General features: G+C 54.5%; 18 protein-coding genes. 11 read left to right on the top strand and 7 right to left on the bottom strand.

Going from position 1 to position 18561, the window contains the following annotated elements:
* The first annotated feature begins 235 nt into the window (after positions 1–235).
* On the top strand, positions 236–898 hold the full coding sequence (locus ABJN86_RS16495; RefSeq protein ID WP_348367839.1) for a YggS family pyridoxal phosphate-dependent enzyme: 663 nt from the start codon (positions 236–238) through the stop codon (positions 896–898).
* On the opposite strand, the gene ABJN86_RS16490 is transcribed toward ABJN86_RS16495, so the two are convergent.
* Both ABJN86_RS16490 and ribA read right to left on the bottom strand, forming a co-directional pair.
* Positions 885–1382: a L,D-transpeptidase family protein gene (locus tag ABJN86_RS16490; RefSeq protein ID WP_348367838.1), complete on the bottom strand. Its 498-nt coding sequence runs from the start codon at positions 1380–1382 to the stop codon at positions 885–887. The genes ABJN86_RS16495 and ABJN86_RS16490 overlap by 14 nt on opposite strands.
* The gene (gene ribA, locus ABJN86_RS16485) at positions 1379–2455 is read right to left on the bottom strand and encodes a GTP cyclohydrolase II (protein ID WP_348367837.1); all 1077 of its coding nucleotides are present in this window, start codon (positions 2453–2455) and stop codon (positions 1379–1381) included. Before ribA ends, ABJN86_RS16490 begins: the two co-directional genes overlap by 4 nt.
* A 165-nt stretch (positions 2456–2620) precedes the next feature.
* On the opposite strand from ribA, the gene ABJN86_RS16480 reads away from it, so the two are divergent.
* On the top strand, positions 2621–3307 hold the full coding sequence (locus ABJN86_RS16480) for a response regulator transcription factor (RefSeq protein WP_348367836.1): 687 nt from the start codon (positions 2621–2623) through the stop codon (positions 3305–3307).
* 100 nt (positions 3308–3407) lie between these two features.
* On the opposite strand, the gene ABJN86_RS16475 is transcribed toward ABJN86_RS16480, so the two are convergent.
* The gene (locus ABJN86_RS16475; RefSeq protein ID WP_348367835.1) at positions 3408–4673 is read right to left on the bottom strand and encodes an MFS transporter; all 1266 of its coding nucleotides are present in this window, start codon (positions 4671–4673) and stop codon (positions 3408–3410) included.
* 70 nt (positions 4674–4743) lie between these two features.
* Between ABJN86_RS16475 and ABJN86_RS16470 the strand changes: the two genes are divergently transcribed.
* From ABJN86_RS16470 to ABJN86_RS16455, 4 genes are read left to right on the top strand one after another with little or no spacing between them, the layout of a single operon-like run.
* The gene (locus tag ABJN86_RS16470) at positions 4744–5532 is read left to right on the top strand and encodes an exodeoxyribonuclease III (RefSeq protein WP_348367834.1); all 789 of its coding nucleotides are present in this window, start codon (positions 4744–4746) and stop codon (positions 5530–5532) included.
* A gap of 53 nt (positions 5533–5585) precedes the next feature.
* Entirely contained in the window at positions 5586–6503 is a 918-nt protein-coding gene (gene trxA / locus ABJN86_RS16465; protein ID WP_348367833.1) for a thioredoxin, read from the top strand.
* Between the two features lie 26 nt (positions 6504–6529).
* Entirely contained in the window at positions 6530–7171 is a 642-nt protein-coding gene (locus ABJN86_RS16460; RefSeq protein ID WP_348367842.1) for an LON peptidase substrate-binding domain-containing protein, read from the top strand.
* Positions 7168–7347: a Trm112 family protein gene (locus ABJN86_RS16455; protein WP_348367832.1), complete on the top strand. Its 180-nt coding sequence runs from the start codon at positions 7168–7170 to the stop codon at positions 7345–7347. Before ABJN86_RS16460 ends, ABJN86_RS16455 begins: the two co-directional genes overlap by 4 nt.
* Here the strand turns inward: ABJN86_RS16455 and ABJN86_RS16450 are convergent.
* Positions 7344–8570: a UbiH/UbiF/VisC/COQ6 family ubiquinone biosynthesis hydroxylase gene (locus ABJN86_RS16450; protein ID WP_348367831.1), complete on the bottom strand. Its 1227-nt coding sequence runs from the start codon at positions 8568–8570 to the stop codon at positions 7344–7346. The genes ABJN86_RS16455 and ABJN86_RS16450 overlap by 4 nt on opposite strands.
* 85 nt (positions 8571–8655) lie before the next feature.
* Between ABJN86_RS16450 and ABJN86_RS16445 the strand changes: the two genes are divergently transcribed.
* From ABJN86_RS16445 to ABJN86_RS16430, 4 genes are all read left to right on the top strand, one after another.
* Positions 8656–9987 carry an amidase family protein gene (locus ABJN86_RS16445; protein WP_348367830.1) on the top strand — a complete coding sequence of 444 codons (1332 nt, stop codon included), beginning with the start codon at positions 8656–8658 and terminating at the stop codon, positions 9985–9987.
* Between the two features lie 140 nt (positions 9988–10127).
* Complete coding sequence (locus tag ABJN86_RS16440; RefSeq protein WP_348367829.1) at positions 10128–11300, top strand: aminotransferase class I/II-fold pyridoxal phosphate-dependent enzyme; 1173 nt, start codon at positions 10128–10130, stop codon at positions 11298–11300.
* Between the two features lie 16 nt (positions 11301–11316).
* Positions 11317–14175 carry a DNA translocase FtsK 4TM domain-containing protein gene (locus tag ABJN86_RS16435; protein ID WP_348367828.1) on the top strand — a complete coding sequence of 953 codons (2859 nt, stop codon included), beginning with the start codon at positions 11317–11319 and terminating at the stop codon, positions 14173–14175.
* An 83-nt stretch (positions 14176–14258) separates the two neighbouring features.
* Positions 14259–14864: an outer membrane lipoprotein carrier protein LolA gene (locus ABJN86_RS16430; RefSeq protein WP_348367827.1), complete on the top strand. Its 606-nt coding sequence runs from the start codon at positions 14259–14261 to the stop codon at positions 14862–14864.
* Positions 14865–14868: 4 nt separating this feature from the next.
* On the opposite strand, the gene ABJN86_RS16425 is transcribed toward ABJN86_RS16430, so the two are convergent.
* A complete protein-coding gene (locus ABJN86_RS16425; RefSeq protein ID WP_348367826.1) occupies positions 14869–15453 on the bottom strand; it encodes a lytic transglycosylase in 585 nt (194 codons plus the stop codon).
* A 96-nt stretch (positions 15454–15549) separates the two neighbouring features.
* On the bottom strand, positions 15550–16431 hold the full coding sequence (locus ABJN86_RS16420) for an AEC family transporter (protein WP_348367825.1): 882 nt from the start codon (positions 16429–16431) through the stop codon (positions 15550–15552).
* Between the two features lie 85 nt (positions 16432–16516).
* Here ABJN86_RS16420 and hspQ point away from each other — a divergent pair, with 85 nt between their 5' ends.
* Positions 16517–16846, top strand: a complete 330-nt coding sequence (hspQ, locus tag ABJN86_RS16415) for a heat shock protein HspQ (RefSeq protein WP_348367824.1) — start codon at positions 16517–16519, stop codon at positions 16844–16846.
* Here the strand turns inward: hspQ and ABJN86_RS16410 are convergent.
* Positions 16843–18423, bottom strand: a complete 1581-nt coding sequence (locus ABJN86_RS16410) for a gamma-glutamyltransferase family protein (protein ID WP_348367823.1) — start codon at positions 18421–18423, stop codon at positions 16843–16845. The two genes, hspQ and ABJN86_RS16410, sit on opposite strands and share 4 nt — an antisense overlap.
* Positions 18424–18561: the final 138 nt, after the last annotated feature.

Genomic DNA, 18561 nt, shown 5'->3' with positions numbered 1-18561 from the left:
CAGCTTACGACCTCGGCGGCGGCGCAGTTGTACACTTCGGTTACGGTGAAGGCGACACATTCAACGCTGCTCGCACAACTATCACTGGCGACAACCAAACTGTATCCTTGGGTCTTGGCCTGAGCTTCTAAGCTCTACCAATTACCAATCGATTTAGAGAGAGCGGGCTTAGGCCCGCTCTTTTCTTTTGTGCGGGTCTATGTTGGATAGAGGGCGACAAACTCTGGAGCCCGCAATGTCCCTATCCGATATCAAAGACCGCATTTCCGCAGAGGAAGCACGAAGCGGGCGGCCGAAGGGCTCCACGCATCTGATCGCGGTCTCAAAGGTTCAACCTGATGAGCGTGTCGAAGCGGTGCTTCAAGAAGGGCACCGTATCTTTGGTGAGAACCGCGTTCAGGAGGCGGCGGGGAAATGGCCAGGCTTCCGGAGCAGATATGATGGTGTTGAGCTTCACCTGCTTGGGCCGTTGCAAACCAATAAGGTACGCCAAGCGATGGAATTGTTTGACGTCTTCCACACACTCGACCGTCTTAAGCTTGCCAAACGGATAGCCGCAATGCGCGATGAGGTGGGGTATTGCCCAAAGCTGTTCATTCAAGTGAATACCGGAAATGAGCCGCAAAAGGCTGGTGTTGCTCCAGACGATGCCGGTGCCTTCGTTGCAGAGTGCCGCAGATTGGATTTGCCTGTCATCGGCCTGATGTGCATCCCACCGGTGTCCGAAGACCCATCGATACATTTTGCAAGATTGCGCCAACTTGCCGAGGATAACGACCTCAAGGAATTGAGCATGGGCATGAGCAGCGACTTCGAGATGGCAATCGCTCAAGGAGCAAGCCATGTGCGGGTCGGGTCAGCCATATTTGGCGAGCGAGTTCCGTCTAAGGGGCAATGACCACCCGAGTACCAATTTCTACGCGACTTGCGATCCAAGTTAAGTTATGGGGCGAAAACGCCACGCACCCCTCGGTCGGGTGGCGAGGCTTTCGCCAACGGTGAATGAAGATTGCGGACCCCGCGCCGGGGATGGATACTGGGTAGTTCCAGTCTGTCAGCATGACCAAATCATAAAGTGGATCCGCCCGGCGCAGCGCTTCGTGGCTGTGATCATATGGTGTTTTGACCATCTGGTTGTAGGCGGCGTCTGACGGGTCGTCAGACCATAGGTCTTGTGGCCCAATTGGTATCGCCCAACTTGCAGGGGGGGCTATTCTATCGGGTCGATATAACATCCCCACAATGCGGTGTTCGCCAATTGGCGTTGCACCATCCCCTTCGCGCTTCTGATCAGAGAGCCCACCTTTCCCAATACTGGATGGGAAAGTCCTGCCCATAAATCTTGTGCCCCACCGTGTGACAACCAGATCGTCTGTACTCACAAAAGATGCCCTGACTTGGCGGCCTTGGTGGCTAGGTAGTTCGTGTTGTGGCAGGTTTCGCCGACCTTCAGAGGGACGCGTTCTGTCACCTCAAGCCCGTTAGCCTCCAGCATAGCAATCTTGGCTGGGTTGTTTGTCATCAAGCGGATTTGGCTGAAACCCATCAACTTAAGGATTCCGGCACCGATGCGAAAGTCACGCTCATCATCCTCAAAGCCTAGGCGGTGGTTTGCCTCGACTGTGTCAAAGCCTTGGTCCTGCAAGGAGTAGGCACGCATTTTGTTTGCCAATCCGATTCCGCGACCTTCTTGGTTGAGATATAGAAGTATGCCGTGGCCTTCTGACCCCATTTGGCTCAATGCGCCTCGAAGTTGTGGGCCGCAATCGCATTTCAACGATCCTAGAATATCTCCGGTTAGACACGCGGAATGGAGACGGGACAGCACTGGCGTCGATCGGGAGGGTTGGCCGATCTCGACAGCATAATGCTCCTCTCCGCCGTCTTCAGGCCGAAAGACGTGTAACCGCCCAGCTTCGCTGACTTCGAGAGGCAAGCGGGCGCTGATCAACGGGGAAAGTGGACTGGAGTTCTCAAAGCTATGTGCCAAGGCATCCGCATCAAGGATTGTCAGGCAATATTTGGCCGCATACTCCTGAGGGGCATCTAATTCCGCAATCACGGCGGCAGGCAGGAGCTGGGCGTCTTTGGCAAGCTGGATTGCAAGGCGCGAATCTGTTGCGGAGCCATCTCTCCGTGTCTGCAACGGCCCCTTCATTGGGACATTTAAATCGCCGGCGGGATCCGCAATGGAGGCAACCCATTCCACAGGAGCATCCATTGGCAGGATGATTCTTGCTAAGTCTGTATCATATGGACGGGCTTTTAATGTACGTGCCCGCCAATCGGTAATCGCAAGTACTAAGGGCGTGCCAGCTATCTGTAACGCCTTAAGGCGCGCACTACTTAAGGTCTCGGCGGCCAATACAAGGGAGGATCCGATAACGACGGGAACGCCCATGCGAAGGTCGGCGCGGGCTCTTGCGGTGAGTTCTATTGTGTCAGGTGCCAGCATTTTGGTCTCAATCTTGTAACAAAGTTAGGACAGTTCTACGCGATACGTGGGGAAGTTGAAACAAAACTCCCTCATTGTGACACGAGGCTGTGAATAACGGCGCCGTGAGTTGTCTACAGTTGCAGCAACGCACATCTTGTAACCAACAAGAGAGGAAACTAAGCCATGTCTACATTGAAAAAAATCCTGTTGGTTGACGATGATGAGGACCTGCGTGAAGCGCTCTCTGAACAGTTGGTGATGACCGAAGATTTCGACGTGTTCGAAGCTGGCAACGGCGCTGACGCCATGCTGAAGGCGAAAGAGGCGATTTACGATCTTGTTGTCTTGGACGTCGGTCTGCCAGACACAGATGGCCGTGAGCTATGTCGCCTAATGCGCAAACAAGGCGTTAAATGCCCCGTTTTGATGCTGACGGGCCACGATAGCGACGCTGACACCATTTTGGGCCTTGATGCTGGTGCGAATGACTATGTCTCTAAACCGTTCAAATTTCCGGTCCTTCTGGCCCGTATCCGCGCCCAATTGCGTCAGCACGAGCAATCCGAAGATGCTGTGTTCCAGCTTGGACCGTATACCTTCAAGCCAGCTATGAAGATGCTGATCACTGAGGATGAAAAGAAAATCCGTCTGACCGAAAAAGAGACGAATATTCTGAAGTTCCTGTACCGCTCAACTGATGGCGTGGTGGCCCGCGACGTTCTCTTGCACGAGGTTTGGGGCTACAATGCTGGCGTCACAACTCACACGCTTGAGACGCATATTTACCGTCTGCGTCAAAAAATAGAACCAGATCCGTCAAATGCGCGCCTTCTTGTGACCGAATCTGGTGGCTATAAGTTGAATTCGTAGGGTTCAATCCTAAGTACAGTTCCCCTGACCGCGACGGGGTTATGTTGCGGTATTCTCCCTGTTGAACTGGCCCGGGCTTTTGCCCGGGCATTTTTTTTGCCTAACCGCCAGATCCAGAGTTGGGAAGTTTCAGGGTGGCTGTGCCGAAAACCGCTAACCCGACGCATACCATTGCTCCGAACAGGTAAGGCACCCGCAAAGCAGCTTCACGCCCCATGCTGCCTTCTAAAGTGGTCACAAGAATTCCGGCAAACAACGCGCCAAGTGGGATCGAGCCCCATCCAAAGAAACGATAAATCGAATTCACCCGCCCCAAAAGCGCATCGGGAATTAGCCTTTGGCGCAAGGAAACGGTGACCACATTCCATGTCATGCCACCCGCCATTTCTAAAAATAACGCGAGCCCAGCGATCCAGGGGTTGGACGTGAGCGCTAGAATGATGAAGGGAAATGGAAACAGGGCTAAGGATCCAATGACGCATGCTTGCGCCCCGCACCTTGCCACGAGTTTGGGGCCAAACATTCCCCCAAGGACACCACCCGCAGCACCGGCGGTTAGCAGCAGCCCGTGGCCTGCCGCATCAAGTCCCATAATCTCTTGCGATAGCAGCACCAACATTGTGGCGCTCATCATTGTGACGAAGTTGAGAACGCCCAGCATTAAGGCCAACCGCAAGATCAGCGGATGGCCGCGCATCCAATCAGCACCCTCTTTCATTTGTTGCCAAAACCCGTGGGTTTGTTGGACGTGAACCTTAGGCAGCATTGCAATTTGCCAAATCAGGAAAGCCGCAATGCCGAATGTCGCGGCATCTACTAGGAATGGGGCAGGGACAGCTAGCGCGATAAGCAGCCCAGCAACAGGTGGGCCGATAAACTGCCCCATGATCTGCTCTATGCTCCACAATTGGCCGTTGGCACGCTCTAGGTCGCGGTCATCAACGACGGAAGGTAGGGCGGTTTGCGCGGCGTTGTCGCGCACGACCTCGGCGCTGCCAAGCAAGAACGCGGCAGAGCATAGTCCAATGATCAAAGGAAGGGCGTGGGCTGCGTTGTCTGCCAACGGCATAGGCGGGGCGTTTAGGATTAGGCCAATGACGCCCACGGTCAAAATCATCCGTAGGACATCAGTGCCGACCATAAGTCGTCGCCTATCCATTCTGTCGGTGATTACCCCAGCGGGAAGGGAAAACAATAACCATGGAAGGCGCGTCGCGGCGGCGACTGCTGCGATTAACAACGGATCGCGGGTGATCAAAGTGGCAAGCCACGGGAAGGCTAGGGCCGATATCCCATCACCTAAATTCGATACGGCTGTTGCGGAAAACAGCAGACGAAAGTTCCGGTTTGCGGCAAATAGCGACATCAGGCGTTTCCTTGTGGTGCTGAGTGGAGCCTCGGACTAATCTGGGCTTAAGTCAAACCGGAGACGCCTCATGCCCTTTACCCTCGCCACTTGGAATATCAACTCAGTCCGTCTGCGTGAGGAGTTGGTTCTAAAGCTTCTTCGCGAGGAGGCCCCTGATGTTTTGTGCCTTCAAGAGTGCAAAAGCCCCGTGGATAAGATTCCGCTCGAGGGGTTTCGTGAGCTTGGCTACACCCACATGGTTGCCAACGGCCAAAAGGGCTACAACGGCGTGGCCATCTTGTCGCGTCTGCCAATGGTTGAGGCAGGCATGAAGGACTACGCCAACCTTGGCCACGCGCGCCACATTGCTGGGCGGCTTGAGAATGGGGTGACGATCCACAACCACTACATTCCTGCGGGCGGCGATGTGCCTGACCGTGAAGTGAACGAGAAGTTTGGCAACAAGCTGGACTACCTGACCGAGCTGCGCGACGAGTTTCATGCTGATACCCCCACCAAATCCATTCTGGTGGGGGATTTGAACATTGCCCCGCGTGAGGATGACGTCTGGTCGCACAAAAAGCTGCTCAAGGTTGTCAGCCACACCCCGATTGAGGTCGAGCACTTCTACGAGGTGATGGATGCAGGTGGCTGGGCAGATGTGACCCGAAACGACATCCCCGATGGCTTGCTCTATTCATGGTGGTCCTACCGCGCAAAAGACTGGGACGCTGCTGATAAAGGCCGTCGCCTAGACCACGTCTGGGCCACGTCTGACATCGCCGCCTCGGGTCATTCCTCGCGTGTTGTTCGTCACGCGCGCGGTTGGGAAAAGCCATCCGATCACGCCCCAGTGTTCGCGACATTTGATCTTTGAGCAAAGAGCGCACATATACGGGTCAACTAAGCCCTAACTCCAAGGACAACATCATGCTCGAAATGAATGTAGGCGGCATTCCCGCAGGTGATAACGATCTGATCAAAGACTCCAGCGAAGCAACCTTCATGGTTGATGTCATCGAGGCCAGCCACGAAGTACCAGTGATCGTAGACTTTTGGGCGCCTTGGTGCGGCCCATGCAAAACGCTGGGGCCTGCTTTGGAGGCGGGCGTTAAGGACGCCAAGGGTGCCGTGAAAATGGTTAAGGTCGACGTAGACCAAAACCAGCAGATCGCGGGCCAATTGCAAATCCAATCCATCCCCACGGTCTATGCCTTCTACAAAGGCAAGCCGATTGATGCGTTCCAAGGTGCGCTGCCCGCCAGCGAGATCAAAGGGTTCATCGATAAGCTGATCGCCGAATCCGGTGGTGAAGTAGACGACGGGTTGGGCGAGGCAATTGCCGCTGCGGAAGCCATGCTTGAAGAGGGCGAGGCGTCCGACGCGGCCCAGACCTTTGCAGCGATTTTGGGTGAAGAGCCGAACAACCCAGCCGCATACGCCGGCCTAATCCGTGCGCATCTGGCGCTGGACGAATTGGACCAAGCTGTTGAATTGCTTGCCAACGCGCCAGAAGAGCTGAACGGCCTGCCAGAGATTGAGGCGGTTCGTGCGCAGTTGGAGTTGTTGCAGCAAGCTGCCGAAACTGGTCCTGCTGCCGAGTTGCAATCGGCGCTTGATGCTGACCCAGACAACCATCAAGCGCGGCTTGATTTGGCCGTGGCTTTGCACGCGGCTGATGACGCGCAGGGCGCGGTTGATCATTTGCTTGAATTGTTCCGCCGTGACCGCGAATGGAACGATGGTGCCGCGAAAACTCAGCTTTTCATGGTATTTGACGCGTTGAAAGCAGAAGATCCGATTGTGCTGAATGGTCGTCGTAAACTGTCTTCGATGATCTTTGTCTAATAGACTTAGCGGGATATAGTATGGGTATGATAAGCCACGGCGACCTTCCCGAAATGATCCCGGTTTTCCCCTTGCCCGGCGCTTTACTGTTGCCTCGGGCAAGGTTGCCACTCCAACTGTTTGAACCGCGCTATCTTCAGATGTTCGAAGACGTTCTCAAGACATCGCAGCGGCTTATTGGCATGATCCAGCCGCATATGGATGCGAATGGGGATGAACAGTTGCACGCCATCGGATGTGTTGGCCGGATCACTCAGTTCTCCGAGACAGATGATGGAAGATACATGGTCACATTGGCTGGCATCTCTCGCTTCCGCATTTTGGAGGAGGTGGAGGGTTTTCAACCCTATCGCCGAGTCAAAGCCAGCTGGGCGGGGTTCGAGCGCGATGTCGGTGCGGCTGAAAGTGACCCGTCCTTTGACCGCCCCGCTTTTATGGTTGAGTTGAAGAAGTTCTTTGACGCCCACGACCTGAAAACCGACTGGGACGGGATGAAAGAAGCGGAGGCCGAGATGTTGATCAACTCGCTCTCCATGCTTTGCCCGTTTGAACCCGAGGAAAAGCAGGCCTTGCTCGAAGCGCCGTCACTGATCACACGGCGCGAAACGCTTATGACACTGATCGAGTTTTCCCTGCGCGGTGGCTCGGCTGAGGAGATTGTCCAATGACCGACCCAAAATGCGAACGCCATATGCTCGAAGGCTTGGTATGCCCAATCTCGCAGGGAACCTTGGCCTATGACGCCGAAAAGCAGGAGTTGGTGTCTAAGGGCGCCAAGCTGGCCTTCCCCATTCGTGGGGGTATCCCGATTATGTTGGTCGATGAGGCGCGCAAGCTCGATTAAAGCGGGCGTCCTTGCAGGAGGCGGGGCAAATCACCGGTAAGGCCAGCGGCCTCGCGGATGAAGTTGCGACGCAGCGCGGGAAAGGCGTTTACCACCCCCATACCAATGTCGCGACCAGCGCGTAGCAACGGGTTATCGTTTGAGAACAAACCGTTGAAGCTGTTCGTAGCCATTGCCAGCGTCGTGGTGTCAAAGCGCCGCCATTGCGCATAACGATCTAGAACGGCGTCGGTCCCGATGTCCTCGCCACGCCTACGTGCATCGACGACCACTTCCGCTAAGGCTCCAACATCGCGCAACCCAAGGTTCAGACCTTGGCCCGCAATTGGGTGAACACCGTGGGCGGCATCGCCAACCAGTGCTAGCCGTTGAGCCGTGAGCGCCTTGGCCAAGGTCAAATTCAGCGGATAAGAGAAGCGCGCACCAGCCAGTTGGATATCACCAAGGAAGTCGCCAAATGCCGGACGCAGTGCTTCAATAAACGCGGCGTCGTCTAGGTCCGACAATTGCTGCGCACGGTCATGTGTTTCGGCCCACACGATCGAGCTTCGGTTGCCAGTCAAAGGCAAAATGGCCAACGGGCCAGCGGGCATGAAGAACTGATGCGCGATGCCGTTGTGGGGGAGGTCGTGGCCAATGGCGGCAACAAGTGCGGTTTGCCCGTAATCCTTGAAGTCGCGGCCAATCTCGGCGCGCTCTGCAACACCGCTTCGGCGACCATCAGACCCAATCATAAGCCTGCTTCGGATGGTCTTACCTGAGGCCAGCGTTAGGCTGGCGCCAGTGGCGTCGGCAGCTTGCGCAATTACGGTATCAGGTGTCAGGTGGGTGATGCGGTCATCCGCTGCTATTTTCGCCAAAAAGGTTTGGCGCAAGTGGCGGTCCTCGACCATGAACCCCATCGGGCCTTCTTCAATTTCGGCGTGGTCGAAATGCATCCAAAATGGCGAGGGGCCTTCGCCCGCTCGGCCGTCGGTGACTTTGATCTCTAGCATGGGTTGCGCATGTGGGGCGACATCGTCCCAAACGCCGATTGCGCGTAGCAGGTTTTTGGATGCTAACGCTAAGGCGTAAGACCGCCCATCAAAGCCATCGTTTTTCATGGCCCCGGGATCAAGGCTGTCGATAAGCGTAACGGTCAACCCGCCGCTAGCTAAAGCGATAGCAAGCGCGCTGCCATTTAGTCCGCCGCCAACTATTGCGATTTCGCTGTCAAATTCCATACACCCAAATAGGGGAGAAAAGATAGCATTGTCCATGCGTTGTGGTGCCGCTACCCTCTCTCTGGATCAAAGCAAGGATGAACGAATGTCGAGTAAATGGCTGCTGATGACTGCATGTGACCTGGGTCGTGCGATTGGTGCGGGGGAGATCGATCCCGTTGAGTTGACACAAGTGTATCTTGAAGCCGCACAGTCACATGAATTTTCCGACCGCGTCTACGCGCGCCTGACAAAGGATCGCGCCTTGGCGGAAGCCACAGCCGCGAAGGCGCGCGCTGATATCGGGCAAAGGCATGGGTTGCTGGATGGGGTTCCCATTTCGTGGAAGGACCTGTTCGATACGGTTGGTGTGGCCACCGAAGGCGGAAGCGCGTTGCTGAAAGGCCGAGTGCCCGACACGGATGCAGAAGTTTTAGTTAACGCAACGCAAGCGGGCACTGTGTGTTTGGGTAAAACCCACATGTCGGAATTGGCGTTTTCCGGCTTGGGATTAAATCCTGTCACCGCAACATCTCCTTGCGTGAATGATGTATCAGCGGTTTCGGGCGGGTCTTCGTCGGGAGCAGCGGCTTCTGTGGCCTTTGGGCTTGCTGCGGCAGGGATCGGGACTGATACGGGCGGTTCGGTCCGTATTCCGGCGGCATGGAATGATCTCGTGGGACTCAAGACCACGATCAAACGTGTGCCCGTAAAGGGCACCGTACCGTTATGCCCAAGTTTCGATACCGTCGGCCCGTTGACGCGTTCGGTGGAAGATGCGGCCTATCTTTTGGCGGCATTGGAGGGCGGGAAATCGGCTGATCTTTCTGGAGTCTCTCTTGAAGGCACACGCCTGATGATCCTCGACACAATTGCATTCGACGATATTCGACCACAGCCAAAAGCAGGCTTCGACAGCGCGGTAGAGCGCTTAAAGGCGGCAGGTGCAATAATTGAGCATGTGGACGCGCCTGAAGTCGTGCAAGCTATGTCATTGACAGGAAAGCTTTTCGCACCAGAGGGGTATGGCGTTTGGAAAGATGAAATCGAGGCGAATCCATCCAAGATGTTCCCAGAAATTCTCGAACGGTTCCGTTCCGGGGCAGATGTGAGTGCGCCTGATTTTATCGCGAGCTGGCGTGAACTGGAGGTGTTAAAAACTATATGGGAGGAACGTATTTCCGGATTTGACGCGGTTATCCTGCCCACATCCCCCATTATGCCTCCAAACATGGAGCGGCTTTTGACTGACAGTGATTACTATGTCACCGAAAACTTGTTGGCCTTGCGCAATACCCGTGTTGGGAACCTCATGGGGTCGGCTGGGATAACACTGCCAACGGGTTTGCCATCGACGGGTATCATGTTCCTTGGGGCGCCAAATTCCGAGGAACGGTTGCTTCGGTTGTGCGCAGCGGCAGAGGGCGCATTGGATTAAAGGGCCAAAAAGTCACAGACCTATCACCACAATGCTGAATTCATGGTCCTTTTTCTGGACGATGTGCCGGTCCTTGGGTTAGCTTAGAGGAAACGGGGCGTTAATGATCCCGATCCTTGAGGCAGTAAAAGTAGGTCCCAATGACCTTTCCAGAGCGGTTTTCGAACCTGCCACCATATGCATTTCCGCGTTTGCGGTCACTTCTCGCTGGTTTAGAGCCGGGCGGAGAGCCTGTGGACATGACAATTGGCTCCCCTCTTCATCCGTTTCCCCAGTGGATCACCGACATCATCGTTGAGAACGCAGCAGGTTTTGGTGGATACCCGCCAAATGACGGCGCGCCGGAATTGCTGTCTGCAATCTCGGACTGGATTTTATTTCGGTATAACGTGAAGGTCGACGCGGCGACCCAAGTATTGTCTTTGAACGGTACACGGGAAGGTCTGTTCAATTCCGCCATGGCTTTGTGCCCAGAGGGTAAGAACGGCAAACCGGTCGTGTTGATGCCAAATCCGTTCTATCAAGTGTATTCCGTGGCTTCTTTGGCCGTAGGTGCTGAACCGATTTATGTGCCTGCGACGCTGGATACAGGCTTCCTTCCCGATTTTGCCTCAATGCCCGAAGATGTGTTGAACCGTACGGCCATAGCTTATCTGTGCTCACCATCGAACCCGCAGGGCGCAGTGGCATCACCTGAATACTGGGCCGATTTATTGGCTTTGGCCGAGAAATACGACTTCAAGATTTTCGCGGATGAGTGCTATTCTGAGATCTACCGCGGTGTGGTCCCGACGGGTGCACTGACCGCAGCCAAAGGCCACGATCCCGAACGCGTTGTGCTGTTTAACTCGTTGTCCAAGCGATCGAACCTTGCAGGTTTGCGTTCCGGATTTGCTGCAAGCGGGCCTGAGAACATCAAACATATGAAAGCACTGCGGGCTTATGCTGGCGCGCCTCTTCCACTGCCATTGCAACGAGCTGCAGAAAAGCTCTGGGGCGATGAAGGTCACGTCGAGGCGAACCGCGTCCTTTACCGCGAGAAGCTGGACTACAGCGATACATTGTTTGGCGAGATTGATGGTTTCAAATCGCCCGAAGCGGGATTTTTCCTGTGGCTCCCCGTCAAGAACGGTGAAGAGGCCACAAAGCGTTTATGGACCCAAGAGGGCGTCAAGGTTTTGCCGGGCGCCTATTTGGGCCGCGACTATCAGGGGACGAACCCTGGTGACCAATATATCCGGGTGGCTTTGGTTGCCCCAATGAACGAATTGCAGCCGGGGTTAATTCGCCTCAAGAGCTGCATCTACGGTTGAAGGTGAGGAAGTAATTATGGCGTATCAGGCAAGGCCACGCGATCCATTTTTGGACAGCGACATGCAAGCAGCGATCGAGAAGCGGGGCAAAGAGCTCTTCGGCTTCGGCTTGCTGGCGTTGGGCGTCTTGGTGGCTATGCTGTTGTTGTCCTATGTGCCGGAAGATCCAAGCTGGATGTCCGCCACCGATGAGCCTGCCAAAAACTGGTTGGGCCGCATTGGGGCGTATCTTGCGAGCCCATTGTTTATTATCGTCGGGTTTGGCGCATGGGCAATTCCAATTGTTTCAATCGTTTGGGGTATTCGCTTTGTAATGCACCGCGGCGAAGAACGTGCGGTTGGCCGTCTTATTTTCGCGCCCTTGGCGATTGCTTTGGCCTCGGTTTACGCATCTACCCATGTTCCTGTTAGCGAGTGGACACACTCCTTTGGCCTCGGTGGTCTGTTTGGAGATACGGTGCTTGGGGCTATCTTGGGTGTCACCCCCATTAGCGCCACTTTCGGCCTAAAAATTCTGGCATTCCTCGTGTTCTTCGGAACAGCCTTTTTGGGCTTGTTCGTGCTGGGTTTCACTCGGGTTGAAATAAACGCAGTCGTACGGTTCATGCTCATTGGCGTTATTCTCACTTACGCCAGCGTCATGAAATTGCTTGGGTCTACCGGCAAAGGTGCGGCCCTTGCGGCGGCGAAAGCCAATGACTTGCGCATTCAACGCAAAGAAGCGCGCCTGACGGCTGCTGCTGAGACTTATGCCTATCAAGATGCCGACGCTCCGATTGCGGGGCCGTCTTTGCGCCGCACTCCGATTGTGCATTCGTCACAACCGGCTATGGAGCCGCAGATTGAGGTCGAGCAACCGGTTGCCAAGCCGAGCCTTTTGGCACGCTTACCGGGCCTAAAGCCGCGTGAGGTGGACGAAGAATATGACGACGAGCCTGCGGTTATTCACGACGATGTGGACCCAGATGACCGTATTAAGTCTAAAATTTCGGATGTGATCAAGAACCGAGGGCGCCGGACAAAGCCGTTGGAATATTCGGATGATACGATTGGTCGACCGGAGCCATCTCTCACCCGTGGCCGTGGTCCAGAGCCGTTGCGTATCGAGCCGGTTTTGCGCGAGCAACAGCCAGAATATGTTCAAGAGGCATACGGCCAAGAAGACGAGTTGATTGAGCCGATTCTCGGGGCACCAGAGATGCCCGTAGCACCTGTGTCGCCTGTTTCAGCCCCTATGATGCAACGTGTAAGCGCGCCATTGACCAAGCCCGTTGTGCAACAACCTGTGCGCAAGCCAGTTGCCCCGTCCAAACGAGCGGCAGCTGAAGCGCAACCAGCATTGCAATTCGAAGACAATGCATCTCAATTTGAGCTTCCACCACTGAACCTGCTGACAAGCGAAGGCACGGTTGAGCGTCATATCCTCAGCGACGAAGCCTTGGAAGAAAACGCACGCATGCTAGAGGCCGTTTTGGACGACTACGGCGTGAAGGGTGAAATCGTATCGGTTCGCCCCGGCCCAGTTGTCACCATGTATGAGTTGGAGCCTGCTCCCGGCTTGAAGGCCTCTCGTGTGATGGGGCTGTCGGACGATATTGCGCGCTCCATGTCGGCCTTGTCCGCACGTGTATCAACAGTTCCGGGCCGGACTGTCATCGGTATCGAGCTTCCCAATGAGAAACGCGAGATGGTTGTTCTTCGTGAAATCCTCGCAGCGCGTGACTTTGGCGATGGCAATCAAAAGCTGCCGTTGGCTCTGGGTAAGGACATCGGCGGTGACCCTATCGTGGCCAACCTTGCCAAGATGCCCCACTTGTTGATTGCCGGTACGACGGGTTCGGGTAAGTCGGTTGCGATTAACACGATGATTCTGTCGCTGCTCTACAAGCTGACGCCGGAAGAGTGTCGCTTGATCATGATCGACCCTAAAATGCTGGAACTCAGCGTTTATGACGGCATTCCGCACCTTCTGTCCCCTGTTGTGACTGACCCTAAAAAGGCGGTTGTGGCCCTGAAGTGGACCGTCGGCGAGATGGAAGAACGCTACCGCAAGATGTCCAAAATGGGCGTTCGTAACATCGACGGCTACAACAGCCGCGTGAAAGACGCGCTTGCTAAGGGCGAGATGTTCTCGCGCACAGTTCAAACCGGTTTTGATGACGACACCGGCGAGCCGATCTTTGAGACAGAAGAGTTCCAGCCTGAAACCATGCCATATATCGTGGTTGTGGTGGACGAGATGGCCGACTTGATGATGGTCGCGGGTAAAGAAATCGAAGCCTGCATTCAACGCCTTGCTCAGATGGCGCGTGCGTCAGGCATCCACTTGATTATGGCTACGCAGCGTCCGTCGGTGGATGTTATCACCGGTACGATTAAGGCGAACTTTCCAACGCGGATTTCGTTCCAAGTGACCTCGAAAATCGATAGCCGCACGATCCTTGGTGAAATGGGCGCGGAGCAACTGCTGGGTATGGGCGATATGCTTTACATGGCGGGTGGCTCCAAGATCACGCGTATCCACGGGCCGTTCGTGTCGGATGAAGAAGTCGAAGAGATTGTGAACCACCTCAAGTCCTTCGGGCCACCGACCTACATGTCGGGCGTTGTGGAAGGTCCGTCAGAGGAAAAATCCAGCGATATCGATCAGGTTCTTGGTCTTGGTGGAAATACGGATGGCGAAGACGCATTGTATGACACTGCAGTTCAGATCGTCTTGAAGGATCGCAAATGCTCCACGTCTTACATCCAACGTAAGTTGGCTATCGGTTACAACAAGGCCGCACGTCTTGTGGAGCAGATGGAAGAAGAAGGCGTTGTCTCGCAGGCCAACCACGTCGGAAAACGCGAGATTTTGGTGCCCGAACAACATTAACTCATGCGCAATATTGCGCTGTGTTTCAGCTTCGTGATGGGTCGAGGGTTTAAACCTCTCGGCCCATCACTTATTTTAAGGCTATGATGATGAAACAAATGATCCTTGCCCCTGTTCTGTCGCTCGCTTTGGCGGTGCCAGCTATGGCTGAGAAAATTTCGCTCGGGGAAATCTCGAACTACCTCAACAGCTTTCAAACGGCGAAAGGGGACTTCACCCAGATCAATGGGGATGGTTCCGTCACCACAGGCGAAATTCTGATTAAGCGACCCGGTCGGGTTCGTTTCGACTACGCAGCACCTGACAATAGCCTTGTGATCGCGGGTGGTCAGCAGGTGGCGGTATTTGATCCGAAGTCCAATTTGCCCCCAGAGCAGTTCCCGCTAAGGCGGACACCGCTGAGCTTGATCTTGGCAAAGAATGTAGACTTCAGCAGATCCAACATGGTTGTCGGTCACCGCGATGACGGCACGGCAACGGTTGTGAAGGTTCAAGATCCTAAGCATCCCGAATACGGCAATATCCAATTGAAATTCACGTCAAACCCAGTTGAGTTGCGTCAGTGGGTCATAACCAACGACGCAGGGAGTGAAACCACCGTGATTTTGGGTGACTTGCAAAAGGGCGTGAAAATCGGTGCACGCCCCTTCAGTATCCCACAGGAAATAAGCGCGAGGGGGCTTGATTAAGCCCCTACGCCTTCCCGCATTGTCTCAGTTGATTGCGGTACATGTCGGCACGGTCAGCTACTGAGGCCGATACACGAATTAGCCAAGGCTTCTTGTTGTATGATCCTCGAGCAAAGCCTGTGCGTCCTTCGTGGTATGCAAGGTACTGATTGCGCGCGTCGAACTTGGAAATGCCCAAGCGGTCTGCGCTAGCATCCATATACCACCCCATGAAGTCCACGGCGTCACTGAAGCGATCGCGTTTGGCGCTAAAGCGTCGTTGGTCTTTCTGGTATTCCTTCCAAGTCGCATCAAGTGCCTGACTAAACCCGAAAGCAGAGCTTTGACGCCCTAAGGGGATTACGCCAATAGCGTAGCGGAAGGGGGTTCGCGCATCGCTGACAAACTTGCTTTCCTGATGGATGGTTGCCATCTGAACATGAACTGGGATGCCCCATTTACGCTCGACGGTCTTCATGCTCTTCAGCCAACCAGATCGCTGGGAAACGATAGAACACGCGTTGTCCAAGTTTCGAGGTGGTTTACCACCCCCGCCGCCACATGCGGCCACGAGTAGAACAAACGCTAACGCGGTGAATATTTTCTTCATGATACCTGCTCGCCTTGCTTTGGGCTTTATGCCTCTTTGGCTTTTCCAATTGTTAGCGCAATTTCAACAATCGCGCAAATCACACAATCGCGGTATTTAGATCAAAAACGCCAATGTGAGCGGTATGTAGCCCACAGATAACAGGGTCGAGACGACCACAAGGCCTGCCACGACTTCGCTATCGGCCTCATACTTCACCGCAAGAAGATATGAGGTCACGGCGACGGGGGTGGAAAGCTGCAATATGAGCACGGCAAACGGGATTGCTGACAGTTCAAACCAGACGCCAGCTAGGGTCGCGGCGGCAATGCAGATACAGGCCTTGAGTATGGAGATGACGATGGCCCTACCTACACCTCTCGGCTTAAGCCTCGCGACGGCAACGCCCAAAGTAATCAACATCATGGGAATGGCCATTTGGCCGATCAAGTCGATGGAGTTGGTTACAAAGTTTGGCGTTTCCCAATCCATGACCATGAATAACGCGCCCAACAAAGTTGCCGCTACAAGCGGTTCTTTGAACACTTTGATCAACGAGCCACCACCAGACACAAGCCACACGCCAATGGTGAAAGAATAGATCGCCATAATGGCGAAGATGACGACCGCGTAGCCAAGCCCTTCATCTCCAAAGGCGAACAGGGCAAGGGGAAGGCCAAGGTTACCTGTGTTGCCGAAAATGAGTGGTGCAAGATAGGCTCGAAGGTCCATGCGCCCAAGTTTGACGAGCAGATAACAGCAAATAGTTACAAGCCCGTAGGCGGAAATCGCAGCCAATGAAACAGCGGTCAACGCATCCGGCGCGATCTGGGTTTTCATCAAGGCGGCAAAGATTAGGCAGGGAACTGACAATGTCATTGCCAGCCGCGTGACAAACTCAATTCGGTAATCAAAGCCTAGTTTCACCCACGTGAAACCAATCGCTGCAAGGATGAACACTGGGGCTACAACTTCTAGGACCGTAAGAAATATGTTCACAGACTGTTTCCTCGAAATCGAATGTCAAAACATGGACAAATCACCTGTCATGGGTCTATCTACGAGGTGTAAAGGTTGCAACGATATGCTGAAAACTCAGGCGAAATTCACCTTGGGCCAAATTGTGCGCCACAAGAAGCACCCCTTCAGAGGGGTGATTTTTGACGTGGATGCGGAGTTTTCAAACACTGAAGAGTGGTATCACAATATCCCCAAAGACAGCCGCCCACATCGCGATCAGCCCTTCTACCACCTGCTGGCAGAGAATGACGAAAGCTATTATGTGGCTTACGTGTCGGAGCAAAACTTGGACGCGGACCCGACCGGCGAGCCGATCGAGCACCCCGACCTTGATGCGATGTTCGGCACCTATGATGGCCGTGGAAAATATCCACTGCAGTTCGACTTCAATTAGTAGCCAAGCGCACAGCCGTCCTTTCTAGGATCTGACGCCCCGTGTAGGACGCCGTTTTTGCGATCGATAAAGATCGCTTGTGCCCCGCCAATTGGACCTGCAGGTACGACAACATTGTGGCCCATGTCGCTTAACTCTTGGCGAATCTGATCGGAGTAGCCGCGCTCGACCCGTAGCTCTCCGGCATCAAAGAAGGACCTTGGCGCGTCAATGGCATCTTGTGGGCTCATGTCGAAATCCACCAAATTGCTTAAAAATCTGGCATGACCATTTGGTTGATATGCGCCACCCATCACGCCAAACGGCATTATCACATTGCCACCTTGGCGCAGCATGCCTGGGATGATCGTATGCATGGGACGTTTCCCGCCAGCGGCTTCATTGGGGTGGCCTTGCTCCAATGTGAAACCGCACCCGCGGTTTTGAAAAAGGATGCCGAATTTGTCGGACGCAATGCCCGATCCGAAACTGTGGAAGATGGAATAGATTAACGAAACTGACATCCGGTCCTTGTCCACAACGGTTATGTAGACGGTGTCTTTATGAACCTGCTCGGACAGCGTGGTTGGGTTCGCCATTGCTTTTGACGGATCAATAAGGGCTGCCAATTTGTCTGCGGTGCTTTGGGCAAGCAAGTAGTCGGTGCGAGTCGCATGATCTGCATCGGCCAAGAATCTATTGCGGGCGTCGTAGGCTAGTTTTGCCACTTCGGCTTCGATATGAACGCGTTTGGCACCAAAGGGCTCCAATGACTGCACATTGAATTGATTGAGCATGTTGTTCATCAAAATGGCAGTCGCGCCTTGACCGTTCGGCGGATGCTCCACCAATTCCGTGCCTTTGTATTCGCCTGAAATTGGTGCTGTGTATTCGCTTGCGGTGTTGGCGAAATCTTCCAGCGTGTGACATCCGCCGGCAGCTTGCAGGGATGCCACCATGTCTTCCGCGACTTCGCCTTCATAAAAGCCTTCACGGCCAAACTCGGAAATGCGCTTAAGGACTTCCGCTTGGGCGGGTGAGCGGAATACCTGCCCCTCATTTGGAGCTTCGCCATTGATCAAATAGTGTTTTCTTGCGGCACCTTGAGGGATGTTTTCCGCAAGCTTCCAATCAAAGCTGGTTCGTGCCGCAACCGGCACCCCTGCTTCAGCGTAGTAGATGGCTGGGGCAAGAATGGCTTTCAACCCAAGCTTGCCGTGATCTTTGCTGAGCTTGCAGAATGCATCAATTGCGCCAGGTATGGTGATTGCTTCGACGGTGTATTCCGGAACAGATTTTAGGCCACGTTCGCGCATGCCTGAGGCTGATAGACCAATGGGGGATCTCCCCGAGCCGTTTAACGCGATTGCATCTGCGTCACCGTCTTTTTGAATCAAGGCAAAGCAGTCGCCTCCAATTCCCGTCATCTGAGGCTCGCAAATGCCTAGCAACACCGCTCCCGCTATAGCGGCATCTACGGCGTTTCCACCTGCCTCTAGGATTTGGACCGCAACCTTCGCCGCCAAAGGGTGGGAGGTGGCGCACATTCCATTGATTGAGATGACTGTTGATCGTCCGGGGTGTTGGAAGTCGCGCATATTTGGCTCCATAGAATCCGAGTGCTTCGCATGAAGATAGATCGCATCGTGAGAATGTCTATGGGAGATGAGGGAAGGTTAGTCCTCGGCGCCGCGCATCTGGGTGGGGGCTGATAAACGCGACGCCGAGTGAAGCTC

The organism is Litoreibacter sp. (genome assembly GCF_039974535.1).
GTDB lineage: Bacteria > Pseudomonadota > Alphaproteobacteria > Rhodobacterales > Rhodobacteraceae > Litoreibacter.
This window is presented reverse-complemented; position numbering and strand designations above follow the sequence as displayed.

Coding starts and splice junctions, on each gene's coding strand:
- ABJN86_RS16495 (WP_348367839.1), top strand. CDS start 236: ATGTCCCTATCCGATATCAAAGACCGCATTTCCGCAGAGGAAGCACGA.
- ribA (WP_348367837.1), bottom strand. CDS start 2,455: ATGCTGGCACCTGACACAATAGAACTCACCGCAAGAGCCCGCGCCGAC.
- ABJN86_RS16480 (WP_348367836.1), top strand. CDS start 2,621: ATGTCTACATTGAAAAAAATCCTGTTGGTTGACGATGATGAGGACCTG.
- ABJN86_RS16475 (WP_348367835.1), bottom strand. CDS start 4,673: ATGTCGCTATTTGCCGCAAACCGGAACTTTCGTCTGCTGTTTTCCGCA.
- ABJN86_RS16470 (WP_348367834.1), top strand. CDS start 4,744: ATGCCCTTTACCCTCGCCACTTGGAATATCAACTCAGTCCGTCTGCGT.
- trxA (WP_348367833.1), top strand. CDS start 5,586: ATGCTCGAAATGAATGTAGGCGGCATTCCCGCAGGTGATAACGATCTG.
- ABJN86_RS16460 (WP_348367842.1), top strand. CDS start 6,530: ATGATAAGCCACGGCGACCTTCCCGAAATGATCCCGGTTTTCCCCTTG.
- ABJN86_RS16455 (WP_348367832.1), top strand. CDS start 7,168: ATGACCGACCCAAAATGCGAACGCCATATGCTCGAAGGCTTGGTATGC.
- ABJN86_RS16450 (WP_348367831.1), bottom strand. CDS start 8,570: ATGGAATTTGACAGCGAAATCGCAATAGTTGGCGGCGGACTAAATGGC.
- ABJN86_RS16445 (WP_348367830.1), top strand. CDS start 8,656: ATGTCGAGTAAATGGCTGCTGATGACTGCATGTGACCTGGGTCGTGCG.
- ABJN86_RS16440 (WP_348367829.1), top strand. CDS start 10,128: ATGACCTTTCCAGAGCGGTTTTCGAACCTGCCACCATATGCATTTCCG.
- ABJN86_RS16435 (WP_348367828.1), top strand. CDS start 11,317: ATGGCGTATCAGGCAAGGCCACGCGATCCATTTTTGGACAGCGACATG.
- ABJN86_RS16430 (WP_348367827.1), top strand. CDS start 14,259: ATGATGATGAAACAAATGATCCTTGCCCCTGTTCTGTCGCTCGCTTTG.
- ABJN86_RS16425 (WP_348367826.1), bottom strand. CDS start 15,453: ATGAAGAAAATATTCACCGCGTTAGCGTTTGTTCTACTCGTGGCCGCA.
- hspQ (WP_348367824.1), top strand. CDS start 16,517: ATGCTGAAAACTCAGGCGAAATTCACCTTGGGCCAAATTGTGCGCCAC.
- ABJN86_RS16410 (WP_348367823.1), bottom strand. CDS start 18,423: ATGCGCGACTTCCAACACCCCGGACGATCAACAGTCATCTCAATCAAT.